The sequence below is a fragment of the Citrobacter sedlakii NBRC 105722 genome, assembly GCF_000759835.1.
In the GTDB taxonomy this organism is placed as follows: Bacteria; Pseudomonadota; Gammaproteobacteria; order Enterobacterales; family Enterobacteriaceae; genus Citrobacter_A; species Citrobacter_A sedlakii.
Genome location: NZ_BBNB01000001.1, coordinates 574,259 through 589,945 on the forward strand (window position 1 = coordinate 574,259; position 15,687 = coordinate 589,945).

At 54.0% G+C, this 15,687-nt stretch carries 15 protein-coding genes; 2 read left to right on the forward strand and 13 right to left on the reverse strand.

What is annotated here, in order from left to right:
- Positions 1–2 precede the first annotated feature (2 nt).
- Positions 3–470, reverse strand: a complete 468-nt coding sequence (locus CSE01S_RS02755) for a Csu type fimbrial protein (protein WP_229264108.1) — start codon at positions 468–470, stop codon at positions 3–5.
- Positions 471–558: 88 nt separating this feature from the next.
- Entirely contained in the window at positions 559–1,128 is a 570-nt protein-coding gene (locus tag CSE01S_RS02760; RefSeq protein WP_042283919.1) for a Csu type fimbrial protein, read from the reverse strand.
- A 423-nt stretch (positions 1,129–1,551) separates the two neighbouring features.
- On the opposite strand from CSE01S_RS02760, the gene CSE01S_RS02765 reads away from it, so the two are divergent.
- Positions 1,552–2,820, forward strand: a complete 1,269-nt coding sequence (locus CSE01S_RS02765) for a dicarboxylate/amino acid:cation symporter (protein WP_042283921.1) — start codon at positions 1,552–1,554, stop codon at positions 2,818–2,820.
- A gap of 68 nt (positions 2,821–2,888) precedes the next feature.
- Here the strand turns inward: CSE01S_RS02765 and cheW are convergent, their stop codons facing one another.
- The 6 genes from cheW to flhD form a co-directional block, all read right to left on the reverse strand.
- On the reverse strand, positions 2,889–3,392 hold the full coding sequence (gene cheW / locus CSE01S_RS02770) for a chemotaxis protein CheW (protein WP_042283923.1): 504 nt from the start codon (positions 3,390–3,392) through the stop codon (positions 2,889–2,891).
- Between the two features lie 20 nt (positions 3,393–3,412).
- Positions 3,413–5,428 carry a chemotaxis protein CheA gene (gene cheA, locus CSE01S_RS02775; RefSeq protein ID WP_042283926.1) on the reverse strand — a complete coding sequence of 672 codons (2,016 nt, stop codon included), beginning with the start codon at positions 5,426–5,428 and terminating at the stop codon, positions 3,413–3,415.
- Positions 5,429–5,432: 4 nt separating this feature from the next.
- Positions 5,433–6,362 carry a flagellar motor protein MotB gene (motB, locus tag CSE01S_RS02780; RefSeq protein ID WP_042283929.1) on the reverse strand — a complete coding sequence of 310 codons (930 nt, stop codon included), beginning with the start codon at positions 6,360–6,362 and terminating at the stop codon, positions 5,433–5,435.
- Positions 6,359–7,246: a flagellar motor stator protein MotA gene (gene motA / locus CSE01S_RS02785; protein WP_042283932.1), complete on the reverse strand. Its 888-nt coding sequence runs from the start codon at positions 7,244–7,246 to the stop codon at positions 6,359–6,361. The genes motB and motA overlap by 4 nt, the downstream gene beginning before the upstream one ends.
- 127 nt (positions 7,247–7,373) lie before the next feature.
- On the reverse strand, positions 7,374–7,952 hold the full coding sequence (gene flhC, locus CSE01S_RS02790; RefSeq protein ID WP_042283935.1) for a flagellar transcriptional regulator FlhC: 579 nt from the start codon (positions 7,950–7,952) through the stop codon (positions 7,374–7,376).
- Between the two features lie 2 nt (positions 7,953–7,954).
- Entirely contained in the window at positions 7,955–8,305 is a 351-nt protein-coding gene (gene flhD / locus CSE01S_RS02795; protein WP_042283937.1) for a flagellar transcriptional regulator FlhD, read from the reverse strand.
- A gap of 793 nt (positions 8,306–9,098) precedes the next feature.
- Here flhD and uspC point away from each other — a divergent pair.
- Positions 9,099–9,527: a universal stress protein UspC gene (gene uspC / locus CSE01S_RS02800; protein ID WP_042283941.1), complete on the forward strand. Its 429-nt coding sequence runs from the start codon at positions 9,099–9,101 to the stop codon at positions 9,525–9,527.
- Positions 9,528–9,544: 17 nt separating this feature from the next.
- Here uspC and otsA read toward each other — a convergent pair whose 3' ends face one another.
- From otsA to araF, 5 genes are all read right to left on the reverse strand, one after another.
- The gene (gene otsA, locus CSE01S_RS02805; protein WP_042283945.1) at positions 9,545–10,966 is read right to left on the reverse strand and encodes an alpha,alpha-trehalose-phosphate synthase; all 1,422 of its coding nucleotides are present in this window, start codon (positions 10,964–10,966) and stop codon (positions 9,545–9,547) included.
- Positions 10,941–11,744: a trehalose-phosphatase gene (gene otsB, locus CSE01S_RS02810; protein WP_042284742.1), complete on the reverse strand. Its 804-nt coding sequence runs from the start codon at positions 11,742–11,744 to the stop codon at positions 10,941–10,943. Before otsB ends, otsA begins: the two co-directional genes overlap by 26 nt.
- A 165-nt stretch (positions 11,745–11,909) precedes the next feature.
- Positions 11,910–12,902: an arabinose ABC transporter permease AraH gene (gene araH / locus CSE01S_RS02815; protein WP_042283948.1), complete on the reverse strand. Its 993-nt coding sequence runs from the start codon at positions 12,900–12,902 to the stop codon at positions 11,910–11,912.
- A 14-nt stretch (positions 12,903–12,916) separates the two neighbouring features.
- A complete protein-coding gene (araG, locus tag CSE01S_RS02820) occupies positions 12,917–14,431 on the reverse strand; it encodes an L-arabinose ABC transporter ATP-binding protein AraG (RefSeq protein ID WP_042283952.1) in 1,515 nt (504 codons plus the stop codon).
- Between the two features lie 69 nt (positions 14,432–14,500).
- Positions 14,501–15,490 carry an arabinose ABC transporter substrate-binding protein AraF gene (gene araF, locus CSE01S_RS02825; RefSeq protein ID WP_042283956.1) on the reverse strand — a complete coding sequence of 330 codons (990 nt, stop codon included), beginning with the start codon at positions 15,488–15,490 and terminating at the stop codon, positions 14,501–14,503.
- Positions 15,491–15,687 lie beyond the last annotated feature (197 nt).

Below are 15,687 nucleotides of genomic sequence, written 5' to 3' on the forward strand. Positions count from 1 at the left end.
CGCTACCATGACAAGGTCACCGTAAGCTGATCTGAATAATTACCTGCCGGGCTAAAACCCGTTAAAAACGCGACGCCAAACAGCGGTAGCGCAATATTGTTACTGTTGGTATAGGTGACAGAGACCGGCTGGTTGACGCCAATCTCACTGTTCGCCGCCAGCGAGGCGGTACGGTACAAACGGTACCCCACGCGCTGCGTCCCGCCGTCACGCTGCATATTACGCACCGTACCGTAATAGCGTCCGCCATCCACCGTCATGCTCAGCGCCACGCCTGGCGTACAGGCCAGCGCCAGCGCGGCGTTTGGCACAAACTGGGCGTTCACCTGACGGTTCTCCACGCCGCTGTAGCTGCCAAAGTTCAGATTCCCCATCGCCGCTCCGCTCCCCGTGGTAACCGAACAGCCCGGCACGATGGTGGCATTCACCTGAAAGGATTGCGTGGTAATGGCATAGGCCGGGAAAGCCATCAGCGCGAGAACCGTCAAAAAAAGACGTCGCTTTCCCCCGCCTCCCCACAGGAAGCGCCTGAACCGTGTTCTCATTTAAAGTGACGTATCAGTAAATAACGCTGACGTTGATGGTGTCCGTGTACGTACCGGGAACCACGGTCACGCTGTTACCGCCGCCCTGGATCCGACCGAAGATCGTATAGTTATCGACCCCGGCTGTAGTGGAGACTTTAGGAATAGGAGTATTGTTAGCGATCACGTTATTGAAGCCGCTGTCGCTGTAGAGGCTGTACGCCACGCCCTGAGTGGTATTCGCGGCGTTCACCAGATAACGGGCTGGCGTTCCCGGCGTACCGACCACCGAGCCCGGCGCGGAAGAATTGGTATTACCGGTAATCTGTACGGTGTAGTCGGTAGTGGTGCACTGGATACCAAAACTGTTGCCCCCTGCGGCGCCGGTGAGCTGGGTGGTCAGTTCAGAAAAGGTGGCGGGATGCGTCCCGAAATTCAACGTACCAAAGTTGATACCGTTCTGACTGGGCGAGCCGTTTATCAGGCAGCCATTGGTTAACGTCAGTGACACCCCGACCGTGCCGCTGCTGGTTACCGCCATCGTCGAAGGCAAGGGAACAAGAAAAATGCCAGCTATACCCAGGAACCGAGAAAATGTGTTCATGACTCCACCTCCGAAATACCGTCACGTTGACGAAAGCCAGCACCGACGTAGCGAGAAAGTTCGCACACGTTCAGAAAACAAACCGATAATCAGAAATTTAGTTTACGGCGCGGAAAACAACCACTGGCGTTACGCTTGTTCATACAGAGGGGTGATTGACGTAAAAACAGCATATATATCAGTCCATTAACTTTCATTACATCTCATTTACCCTGCTCCGTCGAAGGATATATTCATTCTTATGCGATCCAGATCACGAAAACGCCCTTCGAAGAACACAACAAAATGCGTAATTAATAAAAAATAGTTGTAAGCCGGGCGGGAATACGCCAATTTAGGTAGTAAATAAATCTTCACCAATAAATTCACAAAACAAATATATCGCTGATAACAAATTGTTAAATTCAGCCCGAGGGATTTTCAGTGGCAAATGCAAATAAACTCACGATATTCATCGTGATTTTCATGCTGGCAGGCATTGTGTCAGGCGCGGTTATTCACTCCTGGACATCCGAAAGCGTGATTACCGCCTGGGCAGAGAACATCACCCTTCTTACCGATATCTTTTTGCGCCTGATAAAAATGGTCATTGCGCCGTTAGTCTTCAGTACGCTGACCGTTGGCATTATGCGTCTGGGCGAGACCGCCACCATCGGGCGCGTGGGCGGTAAGGCGATGATCTGGTTTATCAGCTCCTCGATACTGTCGATTCTGGTAGGGCTGTTTATTGTTACCCTTGAACAGCCCGGCAGCGGCCTGAACCTGACCATTCCCAAAGACGCGGTGGAAACCGGTCTGGCGGTGGGCGGTATGAGCCTGAAAGGCTTTCTGTCACATACGATCCCCACCAGCATTGCCGAAGCGATGGCGAATAATGAAATTTTGCAGATCGTGGTGTTCTCAATGTTCTTTGGTATCGGCGGCGCGTCGCTGGGCGAGAAATTCAACGCCCCACTGGTTGCCGCGCTGGATGTGGTTTCGCATATTATGCTGAAGGTGACGGGCTACGTGATGTATGTGGCTCCACTGGCGATATTTGCCGCGATTTCTTCGGTGATCGCCACCGAAGGAGTGGGGATTTTACTCAACTACGCCTCGTTTATCGGCGGCTATTACGTCGCCATTCTGATGACCTGCCTGGTGCTGTTGGCCGCGGGTTATCTGGTGCTGAAAAAAGAGGTGTTCCGGCTGGTCAGTCTGCTGAAGGAACCTGTGCTGGTCGCCTTTACCACCAGCAGTTCTGAAGCCGCTTACCCGAAAACCCTGGAGTTGCTGACCAAATTCGGCTGCTCGCGCAATATTGTTTCTTTCGTTTTGCCGATCGGGTATTCCTTTAATCTGGTCGGTTCGATGGTGTACTGTTCGTTTGCGTCGATGTTTATCGCCCAGGCGTACAATATTCACCTGTCGTTGGCTGAGATCAGCGTGCTGATGCTGACTCTGATGCTGGCCTCAAAAGGGATTGCCGGCGTTCCGCGTTCGGCGCTGGTAGTGCTGGCGGCAACCATTCCGAGCTTCAATATCCCGGTGGCGGGCATTTTGTTGCTGATGGGTATCGACCATTTCCTCGACATGGGGCGTTCCGCCATCAATGTGTTAGGTAACGGCATTGCCACCGCGATGCTGGCGCAGGATGAAGGATTACTGACGGAAAGCGAAAAAAAAGTGGCAGAGCAGGAAGTTAACGCATAACGGTTTATGCTGGCGGATACCGTTGATACGCAGGCCCGGAAGCGGCATCACCGCCGGGCCTGCGCCTCTTACGCCATATGCGAGGCGGCAATATCCAGCAGCGCCATTTCGTCACTGTTCAGCAGTTTTTCAATATTCACCAGAATCAGCATACGTTCGCCCAGCGCGCCCAGTCCCGTCAGGTATTCCGTTGACAAGGTGACGGCAAACTCCGGCGCAGGACGAATCTGTTCCGCGGTCAGCGACAGCACGTCGGAAACGCCATCAACGACAATGCCGACCACGCGCTGCCCCAGGTTAAGCACGATCACGACCGTGTTATCGTTGTACTCAACGTCACCCTCGCAGAACTTCACGCGCAGATCGACGATTGGCACGATCACACCGCGCAGGTTGGTCACTCCTTTGATAAACGCAGGGGTGTTGGCTATCCGGGTAACCTGATCATAGCCGCGGATTTCCTGCACTTTCAGAATATCAATACCGTATTCTTCGTCTCCCAGCGTAAACACCAGGAACTCCTGACCTGACGGCTCGCCGGCCAGTTTGGTTACATTAGTCATACCGGTCATATTTTTCCTTTCTCACTCAATCAGGCGGCGGTGATCGCCATACGTTGTTCGCGATTTAAACTCTGCAGGGCAGAGACATCCACAATCAGCGCGACGCTACCATCGCCGAGGATCGTCGCGGCGGAAATCCCCGGCACTTTGCGATAGTTGCTTTCCAGGTTCTTTACCACCACCTGGTGCTGACCAATCAGCTGATCAACCAGCAGCGCGTAACGGCGACCGCCGCTTTGCAGGATCACCACAATGCCCTGGGTGGCCTCCGTTTTCGCCCCTTCAACGTCGAAGACTTTCCACAGTTCCACCAGCGGCAGGTATTCTCCACGCACTTCCAGCACGCGCTCGCCACCGGCCAGCGGATGCAGATCGTCCTCGCGCGGTTGCAGCGATTCCATTACCGCATTCAGCGGCAAAATAAAGACTTCATCAGCGACGCGAACGGACATGCCGTCGAGAATCGCCAGCGTCAGCGGCAGCAAAATACGGATGGTGGTACCGGCGCCCTGTTTCGACTGGATCTCCACATGGCCGCCCATCTCCTGGATGTTACGTTTCACCACATCCATGCCCACGCCGCGACCGGAAACGTCGGTCACCTGCTCGGCGGTAGAGAAGCCAGGGGCAAAAATCAGCATACCGACTTCGTCATCGGTCATGTTTTCGTTTACCGCCATCCCCTGGGCGATCGCTTTTGCGAGGATCCGCTCGCGGTTTAACCCCGCGCCGTCGTCGGTCACTTCAATGCAAATGTTGCCGCCCTGATGTTCCGCGGACAGGATCAGATTTCCGACCGCATTTTTACCGGCCTCAAGGCGTTTTTCCGGCAGCTCGATGCCGTGGTCGAGACTGTTGCGCACCAGATGCGTCAGCGGATCGATAATGCGTTCAATCAGACTTTTATCGAGTTCGGTGGAGCTGCCCACCAGCGTCAGTTCCACTTGTTTGCCGAGCTTGCCCGCCAGATCCCGCACCAGACGCGGGAAGCGGCTGAAAACGTATTCCATCGGCATCATGCGAATCGACATCACCGACTCCTGCAAATCGCGAGCGTTACGTTGTAACTGCCCCATGCTGGTGATGAGATCGCCATGATTAACCGGGTCAAGTTCGTTCGAACGCTGGGCCAGCATCGACTGAGTGATCACCAGTTCACCCACCAGGTTGATGAGCTGATCGACCTTCTCCACTGCCACGCGAATGCTGGTCGATTCGCTGGCGCGCGCGGGCTTTTCGCGCTCCGCACGTCCGGCATGCGCGTCGGCCGCGGGCGATTTAACGGCCGGGACCGCAGCGACAGGCTGCGCAACGGCGGCGGGCTGTTCAGGCGCGACCGCAGGGGTGTTCGGCGCGACGACTTTTTCGAAGGAAATCTGATCGGCTTCGATCACAAAGCACAGCACTGCCACCACATCCTCTTCGGCGACACCGCCGTCCAGGGTGGCGGCAAGCGAATCGGCGCCTTTCACCACGTCGGTTAAGGTGCTCAAATTGCCCAGTTCTTCCTCCAGCAGATCAATCTCACTGGCTTTCAGGCGGGACAGATTAATGCGCAATTTTTCTTCTACTGTTGGCGCGCCGCCCTCATCAGGCGTTGTGTCCACGACGCTCAGCCGGGCGTTTGCCACCACCGCAGGCGCGGTTTCGCCCTTCGCTTCCAGCGCCAGCTGGCGCAATGCATTGCAGATATATTCGAAGCTAGCGGCATCCGGCTCCTGGGAGCTTTTATAGGCGTCGAGCTGTTCCTGCATAATATCTTTCGTTTCCAAAAACAGGTTGATAATGTCGGTGTTGAGCTGCATTTCACCACGGCGCGCTTCATCCAGCAGGTTCTCCATCAGATGGGTCGTTTCCTGCAAAATGGTGAAGCCGAATGTTCCGGCGCCGCCTTTAATGGAATGCGCGGCGCGGAAAATGGCATTCAACTGCTCGGCGTCCGGCGCGTCGGGCGCAAGGTCGAGCAGGTGTTGCTCCATGTCAGCCAACAACTCGTCAGCTTCATCAAAAAAGGTCTGATAAAAATCGCTAATATCCATGCTCACGCTATCACCTCGGATTGGCTGGTGGCGATGTGGGAACGCTTACCTGCGGTGCCGCCGCAGGCTGTTGTAATACACTTACCGGCTCGTTCTGGCTTTCAGCGTTTTCATGCAAAATTGACTGTTCAGCCTGTTTATTCAGTACCAGCAGGCTGATCCGGCGGTTAATGGCGTCATCGGGGCCGCGATCGCTCAGGCGCATCGTGGCGGCCATCCCCACCACCCGTAACACTTTTCCATCATCCAGACCGCCCTGCACCAGTTCACGCCGCGACGCATTCGCGCGGTCGGCGGACAATTCCCAGTTGCTGTAGCCTTTCTCCCCGTTGGCATAGGGAAAATCATCCGTATGCCCGGACAGGCTGATTCGGTTTGGAATCCCGTTCAGCACGGGCGCGATCGCCCGCAGAATGTCGCGCATATACGGCTCGACCTCGGCACTGCCGGTTTTAAACATCGGGCGATTCTGACTGTCGATAATCTGAATACGCAGCCCTTCCTGCACCAGATCGATCTTCAGATGCGGACGCAACGCCCGCAGTTTCGGGTCGGATTCAATCAGCTGATCGAGGTCGCCGCGCAGTTTGCTCAACCGGTTTTGCTCCATCCGCTTCCGTAATGCCTCGATGTCAGGCTGTTTATTCACTTCTCCCTGTTGTTGGGTGAAGTCATCACCACCGCCGGGAATCGGGCTCTGGCTGTTGGCGATCCGGTTGCCGCCGGTGATCGCCGTCGCCAGCGGCGTACGGAAATATTCGGCAATTTGAATCAGTTCTTTAGGGCTGGAGATGGAAATGAGCCACATCACCAGAAAAAAGGCCATCATGGCTGTCATAAAATCAGCGTAGGCAATCTTCCACGAACCGTGAGCGCCGCCGCCGTGCCCTTTATGTTTGCGTCGTTTGACGACGACGATAGGATGGGACTGATTCTTCATGCGTCCTCAGTCGTCGTCTGCTGATTAGGGTTTCTGACCGCCCGCACGTGCTCTTCCAGTTCAATGAATGACGGGCGCTCGCTGGAATAGAGGGTTTTGCGGCCAAATTCGACGGCGATCGGTGGGGCATAGCCATTCAGATTTGAAAGCAGCGTAATCTTGACGCACTGCATCATCTTGGTGGTCTCGGCGCTTTTCTGACGCAGCACGCTGGCCAGCGGCGAGATGAAACCATAGGCAAGTAAAATACCGAGGAAGGTGCCGACCATCGCGTGGGCGATCAGCGCCCCCAGTTCGGCAGCGGGCCTGTCGGCGGAAGCCAGCGCGTGAACCACCCCCATCACCGCGGCGACGATACCAAACGCCGGTAGCGAATCGCCCATCAGCGCCAGGCTGTTCGCCGGAACTTCCGCTTCGCTTTCGTGGGTTTCGATCTCCTCGTCCATCAGCGCTTCAATTTCGAAAGTATTCATATTGCCGCTAATAATCAGACGCAGGTAATCGACAATAAAATCCAGCATGACCGCATCGGCAAGAATGCGCGGATAGCTGGTAAAAATTTCACTCTCTTTCGGGTTCTCAATGTCACGCTCAAGGGAAAACATCCCCTGCTGGCGTGACTTAGCCATCAGGCGGTAGAGCAGCGCCAGCAGATCCATGTACATCGCTTTGGTGTATTTGGATCGGCGAAACAGCAGCGGCAACGCCTTCAGCGTTCCCTTAATCGCTTTACCGTTGTTGCCGACAATAAACGCCCCGACCCCCGCGCCGCCGATGATCACAAATTCAGCCGGTTGATAGAGTGCCCCAAGGTGCCCGCCGGTCATCATATAACCGCCGAAAACTGTACCGATAACAACCAGGTAACCTAATAAGATAAGCACGACATCATCCTTCCGCTGTTGACTATGACAGGATGCGCAGTCGGGGGGCGTTAACGCGTCGGCGAGGCAAAAAAAAGCAGCGGTAATCGCTTACCGCTGCTGGAGTGTCTTGTCCACACCGTGTCGGTTAAACAGCCTGTTCGACCTGTTCATCCAGCAGTTGTGGAATAATATCGGCAGCATCCTGGGAAAGTTTACGTCTTTTTACCGCGCGGGAAGGCGGCTGGCACAAACTGCAGGCAAAACTCCCGGCAGGCTGATGCGCATGGGTAATAAAATTCCCGCCGCAACAGCTACAGCTCGACAGTTGCAGCAATCCGCTTTCGACGAAACGCACCAGCGTCCAGGCGCGGGTCAGCGCCAACAGCGGACCGTCTTCCCCTTGCGGACACTGTTCGAGGTACAACCGGTAGGCCTTGATCACCGCATCCACACCGCTGCACAGACCGGTTTTGAGTAAAAACTGCCAGGCATTACAGAACATGGAAGCATGAATATTTTGCTCCCAGGTCATAAACCAGTCAGTAGAAAACGGCAGCATGCCTTTAGGCGGGGGGCTACCGCGGAGTTCTTTGTACAATTTGATGAGGCGGCCGCGACTTAACTGCGTCTCGCTTTCCAGCATTTGCAAACGGGCGCCCAGTGTGATCAATTCCATCGCTAACTGGATATCGCGAGCTTCCTGAACAATGCTTTTTTCACTCATCGTCAGGCCCTTTTTTTCCGTGCGGTTTCATCAGCCTGTTCGACATCACTCAACAGACGCGTGGACAACATGATACCGGTATGAATTTGCTGGAGATCGTCTACCCGTGAGTCCTGAGTCAGCCGGGTGATGGTCTGATGATTGTCGAAGCGGAAGTGACATACCAGTTGGTTTGTTTCCGCCAGTTTGACCATCTGTGGCAAGGTCAGGGCACCCAGCGAGGTCGCCATCTCTTCCGTGATCCCGAGACGAAACATGGCGGACGCTTTGTCCTGAACGATCAGACGCTGTGCAAGGAGTAAATATGACAAATTGATGTCATAAATGTGTTTCAGCAACTCGGATGTATGCATTATTCCCATCCAGAATAACCAACTTTATTTTTTATGCGGCGTAACCGCACCCCGTGATGTCGCCGGGAAATCCCGGTAAATAAAAGCAAATAGGTCAAATACATAGCAGATCTCAGACAGAAATATGCACACTGCGAACGTCATGACAACCTTGTCAGGCGCTTACAGACGAACATGATTTCTTACAAATGCCTAAGATTTTTCCTAAATCGACGCAACTGTACTCGTCACTCCCAAGACATACAACAAAGCCACGCTGCGAATTTGGAAAATATGTGATGTACATCACATAAATTAACTTATTCGATAACATAAATCCATCAGTTGAGCTTTTATTTTGATGAATAATTAGCCAGCAAAACCCCTTTTTGTTTCCAGGGTCATTAAAAAAAGAGCCGGATACAGAGAAAAATATTATGACACAGAAGTTAAAATAACGGTGAGAAAATACTCGTTTTCCATTAATTTCACCATGAAGGGTTGAATATTTTTATCGTTTATAAACAATGAGTTAATTGTTTTCTAATTTTTATCAATGCGTGCTATTTATGCCTATAAAGAAATTAATAACTTTCGTAAATTTGTTAAGAGGAAAAATTGATGCGCGCGAAATTTGATTTAAGTCATCCCATTTCGGACATAATTTTGGTTATTCCTTCAGAATATTTATAAGAAAACTTAATGAATAATTATGATTGCCTTCACATTATTGTCATCGTAAAGCATTGCAGTTGTCCTCATTTCGGAGTAATGCTGAAGAACCCTCTCATATTCTTGCAATAAGGAGCGAGTTATGAGTTACCGTCACATCCTGGTTGCCGTCGCGGTCACCCCGGAAAGCCAGCAGCTTCTGGCAAAAGCGGTTTCGATTGCCCAACCCGTCAATGCGCGTATCAGCCTTATCACCCTTGCCTCCGATCCGGAACTGTATAATCAGTTCGCTGCGCCGATGCTGGAAGATTTACGCGCCGTGATGCATGAAGAAACCCATGATTTTCTGGAAAAATTAGGAAAAGATGCCGGTTACCCGATCGCCCAAACTTTTATCACTTACGGCGAACTGAGCGAGCATATTCTGGACGTGTGCCGCAAACACGACGTCGATCTGGTGGTTTGCGGCAATCATAATCAAAGTTTCTTTTCGCGAGCGTCCTGCTCGGCGAAAAGCGTTGTCAGTTCAAGCCTGGTGGACGTCCTGCTCGTCCCGCTGGATGGCGAATAACCGCCTCTCAGCCGCCATCAGGCCAGTTTCGGGAAGGTCGCCACTTTGTTCTGCTGCAGGCTGTCAGCACTGCGCGGCGCGATCTGCTTTAAATCGCAGATAAAGCGCTCCTGCCAGTGATTGATGTCATTTTTAACAATCACCTCCAGCATTTCCGCGTGGCGGGATATGCGCTCCGCCAGCGGCATCGTTAACGCGCGATCCAGCGCCGCGGCCACTTCGTCACGATCGTAAGGATTGACGATCAGCGCAGACGTCAACTCGTTCGCCGCGCCGGCAAATTGTGAAAGCACGAGCACGCCGGGGTTCGCCGGGTCCTGCGCGGCCACGAACTCTTTCGCCACCAGGTTCATACCGTCACGCAGCGGCGTCACCAGCCCTACGTCAGAGTAGCGAAACACTTTCATCAACAGCTTGCGATCAAAATGCTGATTCAGGTAGAACAGCGGCGTCCAGCCCAGTTGACCATATTTACCGTTGATGCGTCCGGCTTCGGTCTCAAGCTGATGACGGATATCCTGGTAGGCCTGAACATCGCCACGGGAGGTGGGGGCTATCTGGGTATAGCGAATTTTGCCGTGGTGCTGCGGGTATTTCTCCAGCAGCGCTTCATAAGCCTGAAAACGCTCCGGCAACCCTTTCGAGTAGTCGAGGCGCTCAACGGAAAAAATATTCTTCAGATTTTTGAGTTCAGCCTTAAGCTGCGCCAGTTTCGGCGGCAGCGGACCCGAGGCCTGCTGAGCGATCTCATCTGGCTCGATGCCGATAGGATACACCTCGGTACGGAAGCTTTTGCCCCACGCGATGTGGCTTCGGCTTTCACGGGTCGCGACTCTCGTCAGGCTGGACAAGCTGTCCAGGAACGCCAGTCGGTCATTTTCCGTCTGGAATCCCAACAGATCGAAGTCGCACAGTTGTTCCAGTAGCTCTTCTGAACACGGCAGCGCGTTAAAGATTTCTGGCGTCGGGAACGGAATATGCAGGAAGAAGCCGATACGATTATTTACCCCACGCTTACGCAGCTCGCTGGCGAACGGCAGCAGGTGATAATCGTGGATCCAGATGATGTCATCCTCTTTTAGCAGCGGCAGCAGCTTGTCCGCTAACAGCGCATTGACCCGCTGATAACCTTCCCACGCCGAACGCTGGAAATTCACCAGATCCAGACGGTAGTGAAAGGCCGGCCATAACACGGCATTAGAAAACTGGTTGTAATACTCTTCGTGATCCTGCTCGCTCAGATTAAACGACGCCCAGGTAATGTTGCCCCGGGTCACCTTTTTTAACGGCTGATCCTCGTTCCCCAGTTCGCCACTCCAACCGAACCATAATCCTCCTGCGGCTTTCAGCGCGCCCAGCACGCCGACGGCCAGTCCGCCTGCGCTGGTTTTATTGTCCGGGGGAGCAATTCGATTAGATACTACGACTAAACGACTCATAGCCATCTCTCCTGTCATTCGTGTTTTTTTCTTGTTGTTGTGAAGTGTGAATAGTTTCGATCCAACGCCATACGTCGGGAACGCTTGCGAGACGCCATTTCGCCAGGGTTTCTCCCTCACCCACTTTGATTGACATACCCCCCGCGTTGTTCACCACGGCAAATCCTGTTTCATCGGTCAAGTCATCTCCCAAAAATACCGGGATTCGCCCGGCAAACGGCGCTTCCTGCATAAACGCAGAGATCGCCTCTCCTTTGTTGGTCCCCTTCGGTTTTATCTCTACAACGCATTTACCCTGCTGAATGGCCAGTTGCGGCCAGGTCTGGGTAATGCGGCTCGCTATCGCCTGAAGGGTCGCCTCATGCTCTGGTGCCTGACGATAGTGCAGCGCAAAGGCCATGCCTTTGGTCTCGAGTTCAGTGCCTGGCAGATTCGCCAGCGCGGTATGCAGTTGCAGGCTCACCTCACGCTCTATGGCTTGCGGAAGATGAACGATATGCGTCCGGCCATGAATGTCGCGCCGCTCGGCGCCGTGGACGCCCGCCAGCGGAAAACGCCAGGGTTTCGCCAGCGCATCAAGTTCCGCCATGGAACGCCCTGAAACCAGTGCCAGTGCTCCAGCGCTGTTCTCGGCAAGACGGTGAAGCATCTGAAGAATCGTTGGTGGCACAACGACCTGGTCAGGATGCGGTTTGATCTCCGCCAGGGTGCCATCAAGATCAAAAAAGTAAGCGTAGAGAGCGGATTGTTCAGGGATTGCGGTTAACGGTTCTGCCACCCGGTTCTCCTCCTTATCATTATTTCCGGCAACGCGCGGATCGCGCCCCATAGTCATGTAAGTATAGACAGTGTGACCCTGCTCGCCATTTAGAAAGACAGTTGCCAGCCGGGGTAGCGGCTGGCAAAAGGGAGGAACTAGACTAAAAAGTTGAGGATTTTTTTATCAAACACTGCGCTTCGCTTTTTGCTTGTAACGGTCGAAGATCACTGCTGCCAGCAGGATTAAGCCGCGTACCACGTACTGGGCGAAAGGCGAAATATTCAGCAGGTTCATGGCGTTCTCAACGGTGCCTAAAATAAGGACTCCGGCGACCACATATGAGATTTTTCCGATGCCGCCTTTGAGGGAAACGCCGCCTAACACGCAGGCGGAAATGACGATCAGCTCGTAACCGATAGAGGTCATTGGCTGTCCGCTGGTCATGCGCGACGCGAGGATAATCCCGGCCGCCGCAGACACCAGCCCCGACAGCACGAAGATGATGATTTTGGTCCGAACGACCGGTACCCCCGCCAGACGCGCCGCCTCTTCATTTCCCCCAATCGCCAGCGTATTGCGTCCAAAGGTGGTTTTATTCAGCAGTAAACCAAAAATGATCAGGCAGGCGACCGTCAGCCAGATGGGGGCCGGTAGGCCGAACCAGTTGGCGTAGCCAAGGGTGAAAAAGCGTTCATCCTCAATCCCTACGGCTTTACCGTCAGAGATGATATAGGCCAGCCCGCGGACAATCTGCATCGTCGCCAGCGTGGTAATCAGCGCGTTAATCTTCAGCCTGGCGATTACAAAGCCATTAACCAGCCCGCACAGCACGCCGAGCAGCAACCCCGCGCCGACGCCAATCCACAGGCTTTCGCTCATGTTGATCACCACTGCCGTGGTTACCCCGGCACAGGCGATCACCGAGGCGACAGAGAGGTCAAAATCCCCTGACGCCAGGCAGAATAACATGCCGCATGCCACCATCCCCGACATAGAGATAGCCAGCCCCAGCCCTTTCATGTTGATGAAGGTGGCAAAGTTAGGCACAAAAATCGCGCAGGCGAGGAACAGAACGGCGAAGACCACCAGCATGCCATACTGATCCCAGATGCGACCCAGACTAAACGACGACGGCGACTTCGGCGCGCCAGAACCAGACGTTGTTACGGAAGACATCTTTCTCTCCTTTCTCAGGCGACTGCCTGGCTGACTTTAGGCATAGCGAGGCTCAGCGCCTGGCGCTCATCCGCCTGTTCATGAAGCAGTTCCCCGGCAATTTCCCCTTCCCGCATGACGATGATGCGGTCTGCGACACCGAGCACTTCCGGCAGATCGCTGGAGGCGAAAAGCACCGCGACGCCGCGGGCGGCCAGGGCATAGATTACGTTGTAAATTTCGTGCTTCGCGCCAACATCAATGCCGCGCGTCGGTTCGTCGAGCAAAATGACCTTCATCTCTTCCGACAGCCAGCGCCCCAGAATCGCCTTCTGCTGGTTCCCGCCGGAAAGGTTCATGATCAGTTGCTCCGCGCCAGGCGTTTTGATGTTCAGGGAACGAATGTGGTGATCGGCGTTGGTTTCCTCCCAGCCGTTATTGATCAGGCAGCCGCCAAGCACATGCTTGCGGCGGGCGCTGATATTGATATTGTCGCGAACGGAATGCACCGGAATAATTCCTTCGGCTTTGCGGTCCTCAGGGCACAGCATCATACCGGCGGCAATGGCGTTCGCGGGTTTGCGAATATCAATCTGTTGACCGTCGATATACACCTGCCCGTTACTGATCCGCGTGCCGCCAAACAGCCCTTTCATCAGTTCGCTGCGGCCTGCGCCGACCAGACCAAACAGTCCGACGATTTCTCCGCTGCGCACCGTCAGGCTGACTGGTATACGCACGCCAGGCGCTTTTACCTCATGCAAACGCAGACGCTCCGCACCATACTGCCGCGGTTGCCAACCATAGATATCGCCGAGATCGCGCCCCACCATCGCCTGAACCAGCATGTCATGGTTCACCTGCGTCATATCGGTGAAGGTGGTGACATAGCGTCCATCCTTAAACACAGTAATGGCGTCGCTAAGGGCAAAAATTTCTTCCATGCGGTGTGAAACGTACAAAATGACGCGGCCTTCTTTGCGCAGTTCGCGGATCACCCGAAACAAATTCTCAATCTCCCTCGCTGAAAGCGAACTGGTCGGCTCGTCAAAGGCGATAATTTTGGCGTTACGCGCCAGCGCTTTGGCAATCTCCACCATTTGCCACTGGCCGATAGACAAGTATTTCAGCGGGGTATCGGGATCAATATCCATTCCAAGATGTTTCAGTTGCAGCCCCGCTTCGTCGTTAAGCAGGCTGCGGTTTACGATTCCGCCCTTGTGCGGAAGCTGGCCGAGATAAATATTCTCCGCCACGGTCATTTCCGGGACGAGATGCAATTCCTGGTAAATAATCGCGACACCGGCGTTCAGTGCGGCGGTGGTGTCAGAAAACGACATCTCCTGACCGCGAATCGCCAAAGAGCCCGTGGTAGGCGCATAGTTGCCGCTGAGAATTTTCAGGAGAGTGGATTTCCCGGCGCCATTTTCTCCCATCAACGCATGCACCTGACCGGCATGGCAGTCAAAACTGATGTCCGAGAGCGCCCTGACGCCGGGGAACGTTTTACCGATGCCGCGAAATGAGAGATACGGGGTAGACTGTTGCATAACGACTCCTCGTTCACAGCGAATGCCGGAGGGCCGCTGCGCCTTGCCCGGCATTCGCTGTCTGTCAGGTTATTTACCGCCCAGGCCTTTTTTCGCCAGTTCTTCTTTGAAGTTGTCGCGGGTGATCAGCACCACGTCTGTGACCTCAGTGAATTTTGGCGGTTCTGCATCTTTAGTCACCCAGTTGTAAAGCATTTCGCTGGACTTATAGCCGTGAACGTCCGGGCTTGGCAGTAGCGAACCGTAAAAGCCGGTGGCCTGCGCTTTCGACAGCTCGCTTACCGCATCAACCCCGTTAATGCCGATACCGATAACGTCCGGCGCCTTAAAGCCCTGGCCTTCTGTCGCCCGGACGCCGCCGAGCACCGTGTTATCGTTCATGCCGACGATCAACCAGTGTTTGACTTCCGGATGCTGCACCAGCATCGAGTTGGCGGCGTCAAACGCGCCCGGGATATCGTTTGATTTGGTGGGCACCTGATAAATTTGTTTTTCCGGGAAGCCGGCGGCTTTCAGCGCTTCCATGGAACCGGAGGTACGACGGCGCGCCGTATCCAGCTCGTTGGCGGTAATCGCCATCACCGCGGTCTCTTTGACGTCCCAGCCGCGTTTCTGCATCTCTTTAAACAGTTCCTGGCCCTGACGCTCGCCGATTTTGGTCGCCGCCATCATCACCAGCGGGACGCTGTCCATGGGTTTACCTTTGGCATTAACGAACTGGTCATCGACGGCAATGACTTTCATGTCATACCCGCGCGCCTTGGCGACAATCGCCGAACCGAGTTTCGGGTCAGGCGTACAAATGACGAACCCTTTCGCGCCGCTGGCCGCCAGACTGTCGATCGCATTCAGGGTTTTTTCCCCGTCCGGGACCGCTATTTTGATTACCTCAAAGCCCAGATCTTTCCCGGCCTTATCGGCAAATTTCCATTCTGTCTGAAACCAGGGCTCTTCGGGTTGTTTGACCAGAAAACCTAACTTCATGGTTTCAGCAATAGCGGATTGTGACATAACGGCAGCCAGACCGATGGCCGCCAGCGCTTTAGTGAATTTGTGCATGGTTAACTCCAGCTTTAGCGTCATTTTATGTAGGGTATAATCGAACGATTCTTTGTAATTCAGACGTAAAACAAGGCATTACCATTTATTCGCCTGGTAAATGCCGGTTCTGGAATAGTTGTAGCGGGAAATTGATTCTCCATAGGAGAGCGGCATCACACCGCAGAATTACAGTAATTGCGTACATAAATTCAGCG

Excerpts from the sequence above, each read along its gene's own strand:
- otsA (WP_042283945.1), bottom strand. The coding sequence starts at position 10,966 with ATGAGTCGTTTAGTCGTAGTATCTAATCGAATTGCTCCCCCGGACAAT.
- CSE01S_RS02760 (WP_042283919.1), bottom strand. The coding sequence starts at position 1,128 with ATGAACACATTTTCTCGGTTCCTGGGTATAGCTGGCATTTTTCTTGTT.
- CSE01S_RS02755 (WP_229264108.1), bottom strand. The coding sequence starts at position 470 with ATGGCTTTCCCGGCCTATGCCATTACCACGCAATCCTTTCAGGTGAAT.
- araH (WP_042283948.1), bottom strand. The coding sequence starts at position 12,902 with ATGTCTTCCGTAACAACGTCTGGTTCTGGCGCGCCGAAGTCGCCGTCG.
- motB (WP_042283929.1), bottom strand. The coding sequence starts at position 6,362 with ATGAAGAATCAGTCCCATCCTATCGTCGTCGTCAAACGACGCAAACAT.
- uspC (WP_042283941.1), top strand. The coding sequence starts at position 9,099 with ATGAGTTACCGTCACATCCTGGTTGCCGTCGCGGTCACCCCGGAAAGC.
- araG (WP_042283952.1), bottom strand. The coding sequence starts at position 14,431 with ATGCAACAGTCTACCCCGTATCTCTCATTTCGCGGCATCGGTAAAACG.
- araF (WP_042283956.1), bottom strand. The coding sequence starts at position 15,490 with ATGCACAAATTCACTAAAGCGCTGGCGGCCATCGGTCTGGCTGCCGTT.
- flhD (WP_042283937.1), bottom strand. The coding sequence starts at position 8,305 with ATGCATACATCCGAGTTGCTGAAACACATTTATGACATCAATTTGTCA.
- flhC (WP_042283935.1), bottom strand. The coding sequence starts at position 7,952 with ATGAGTGAAAAAAGCATTGTTCAGGAAGCTCGCGATATCCAGTTAGCG.
- cheW (WP_042283923.1), bottom strand. The coding sequence starts at position 3,392 with ATGACCGGTATGACTAATGTAACCAAACTGGCCGGCGAGCCGTCAGGT.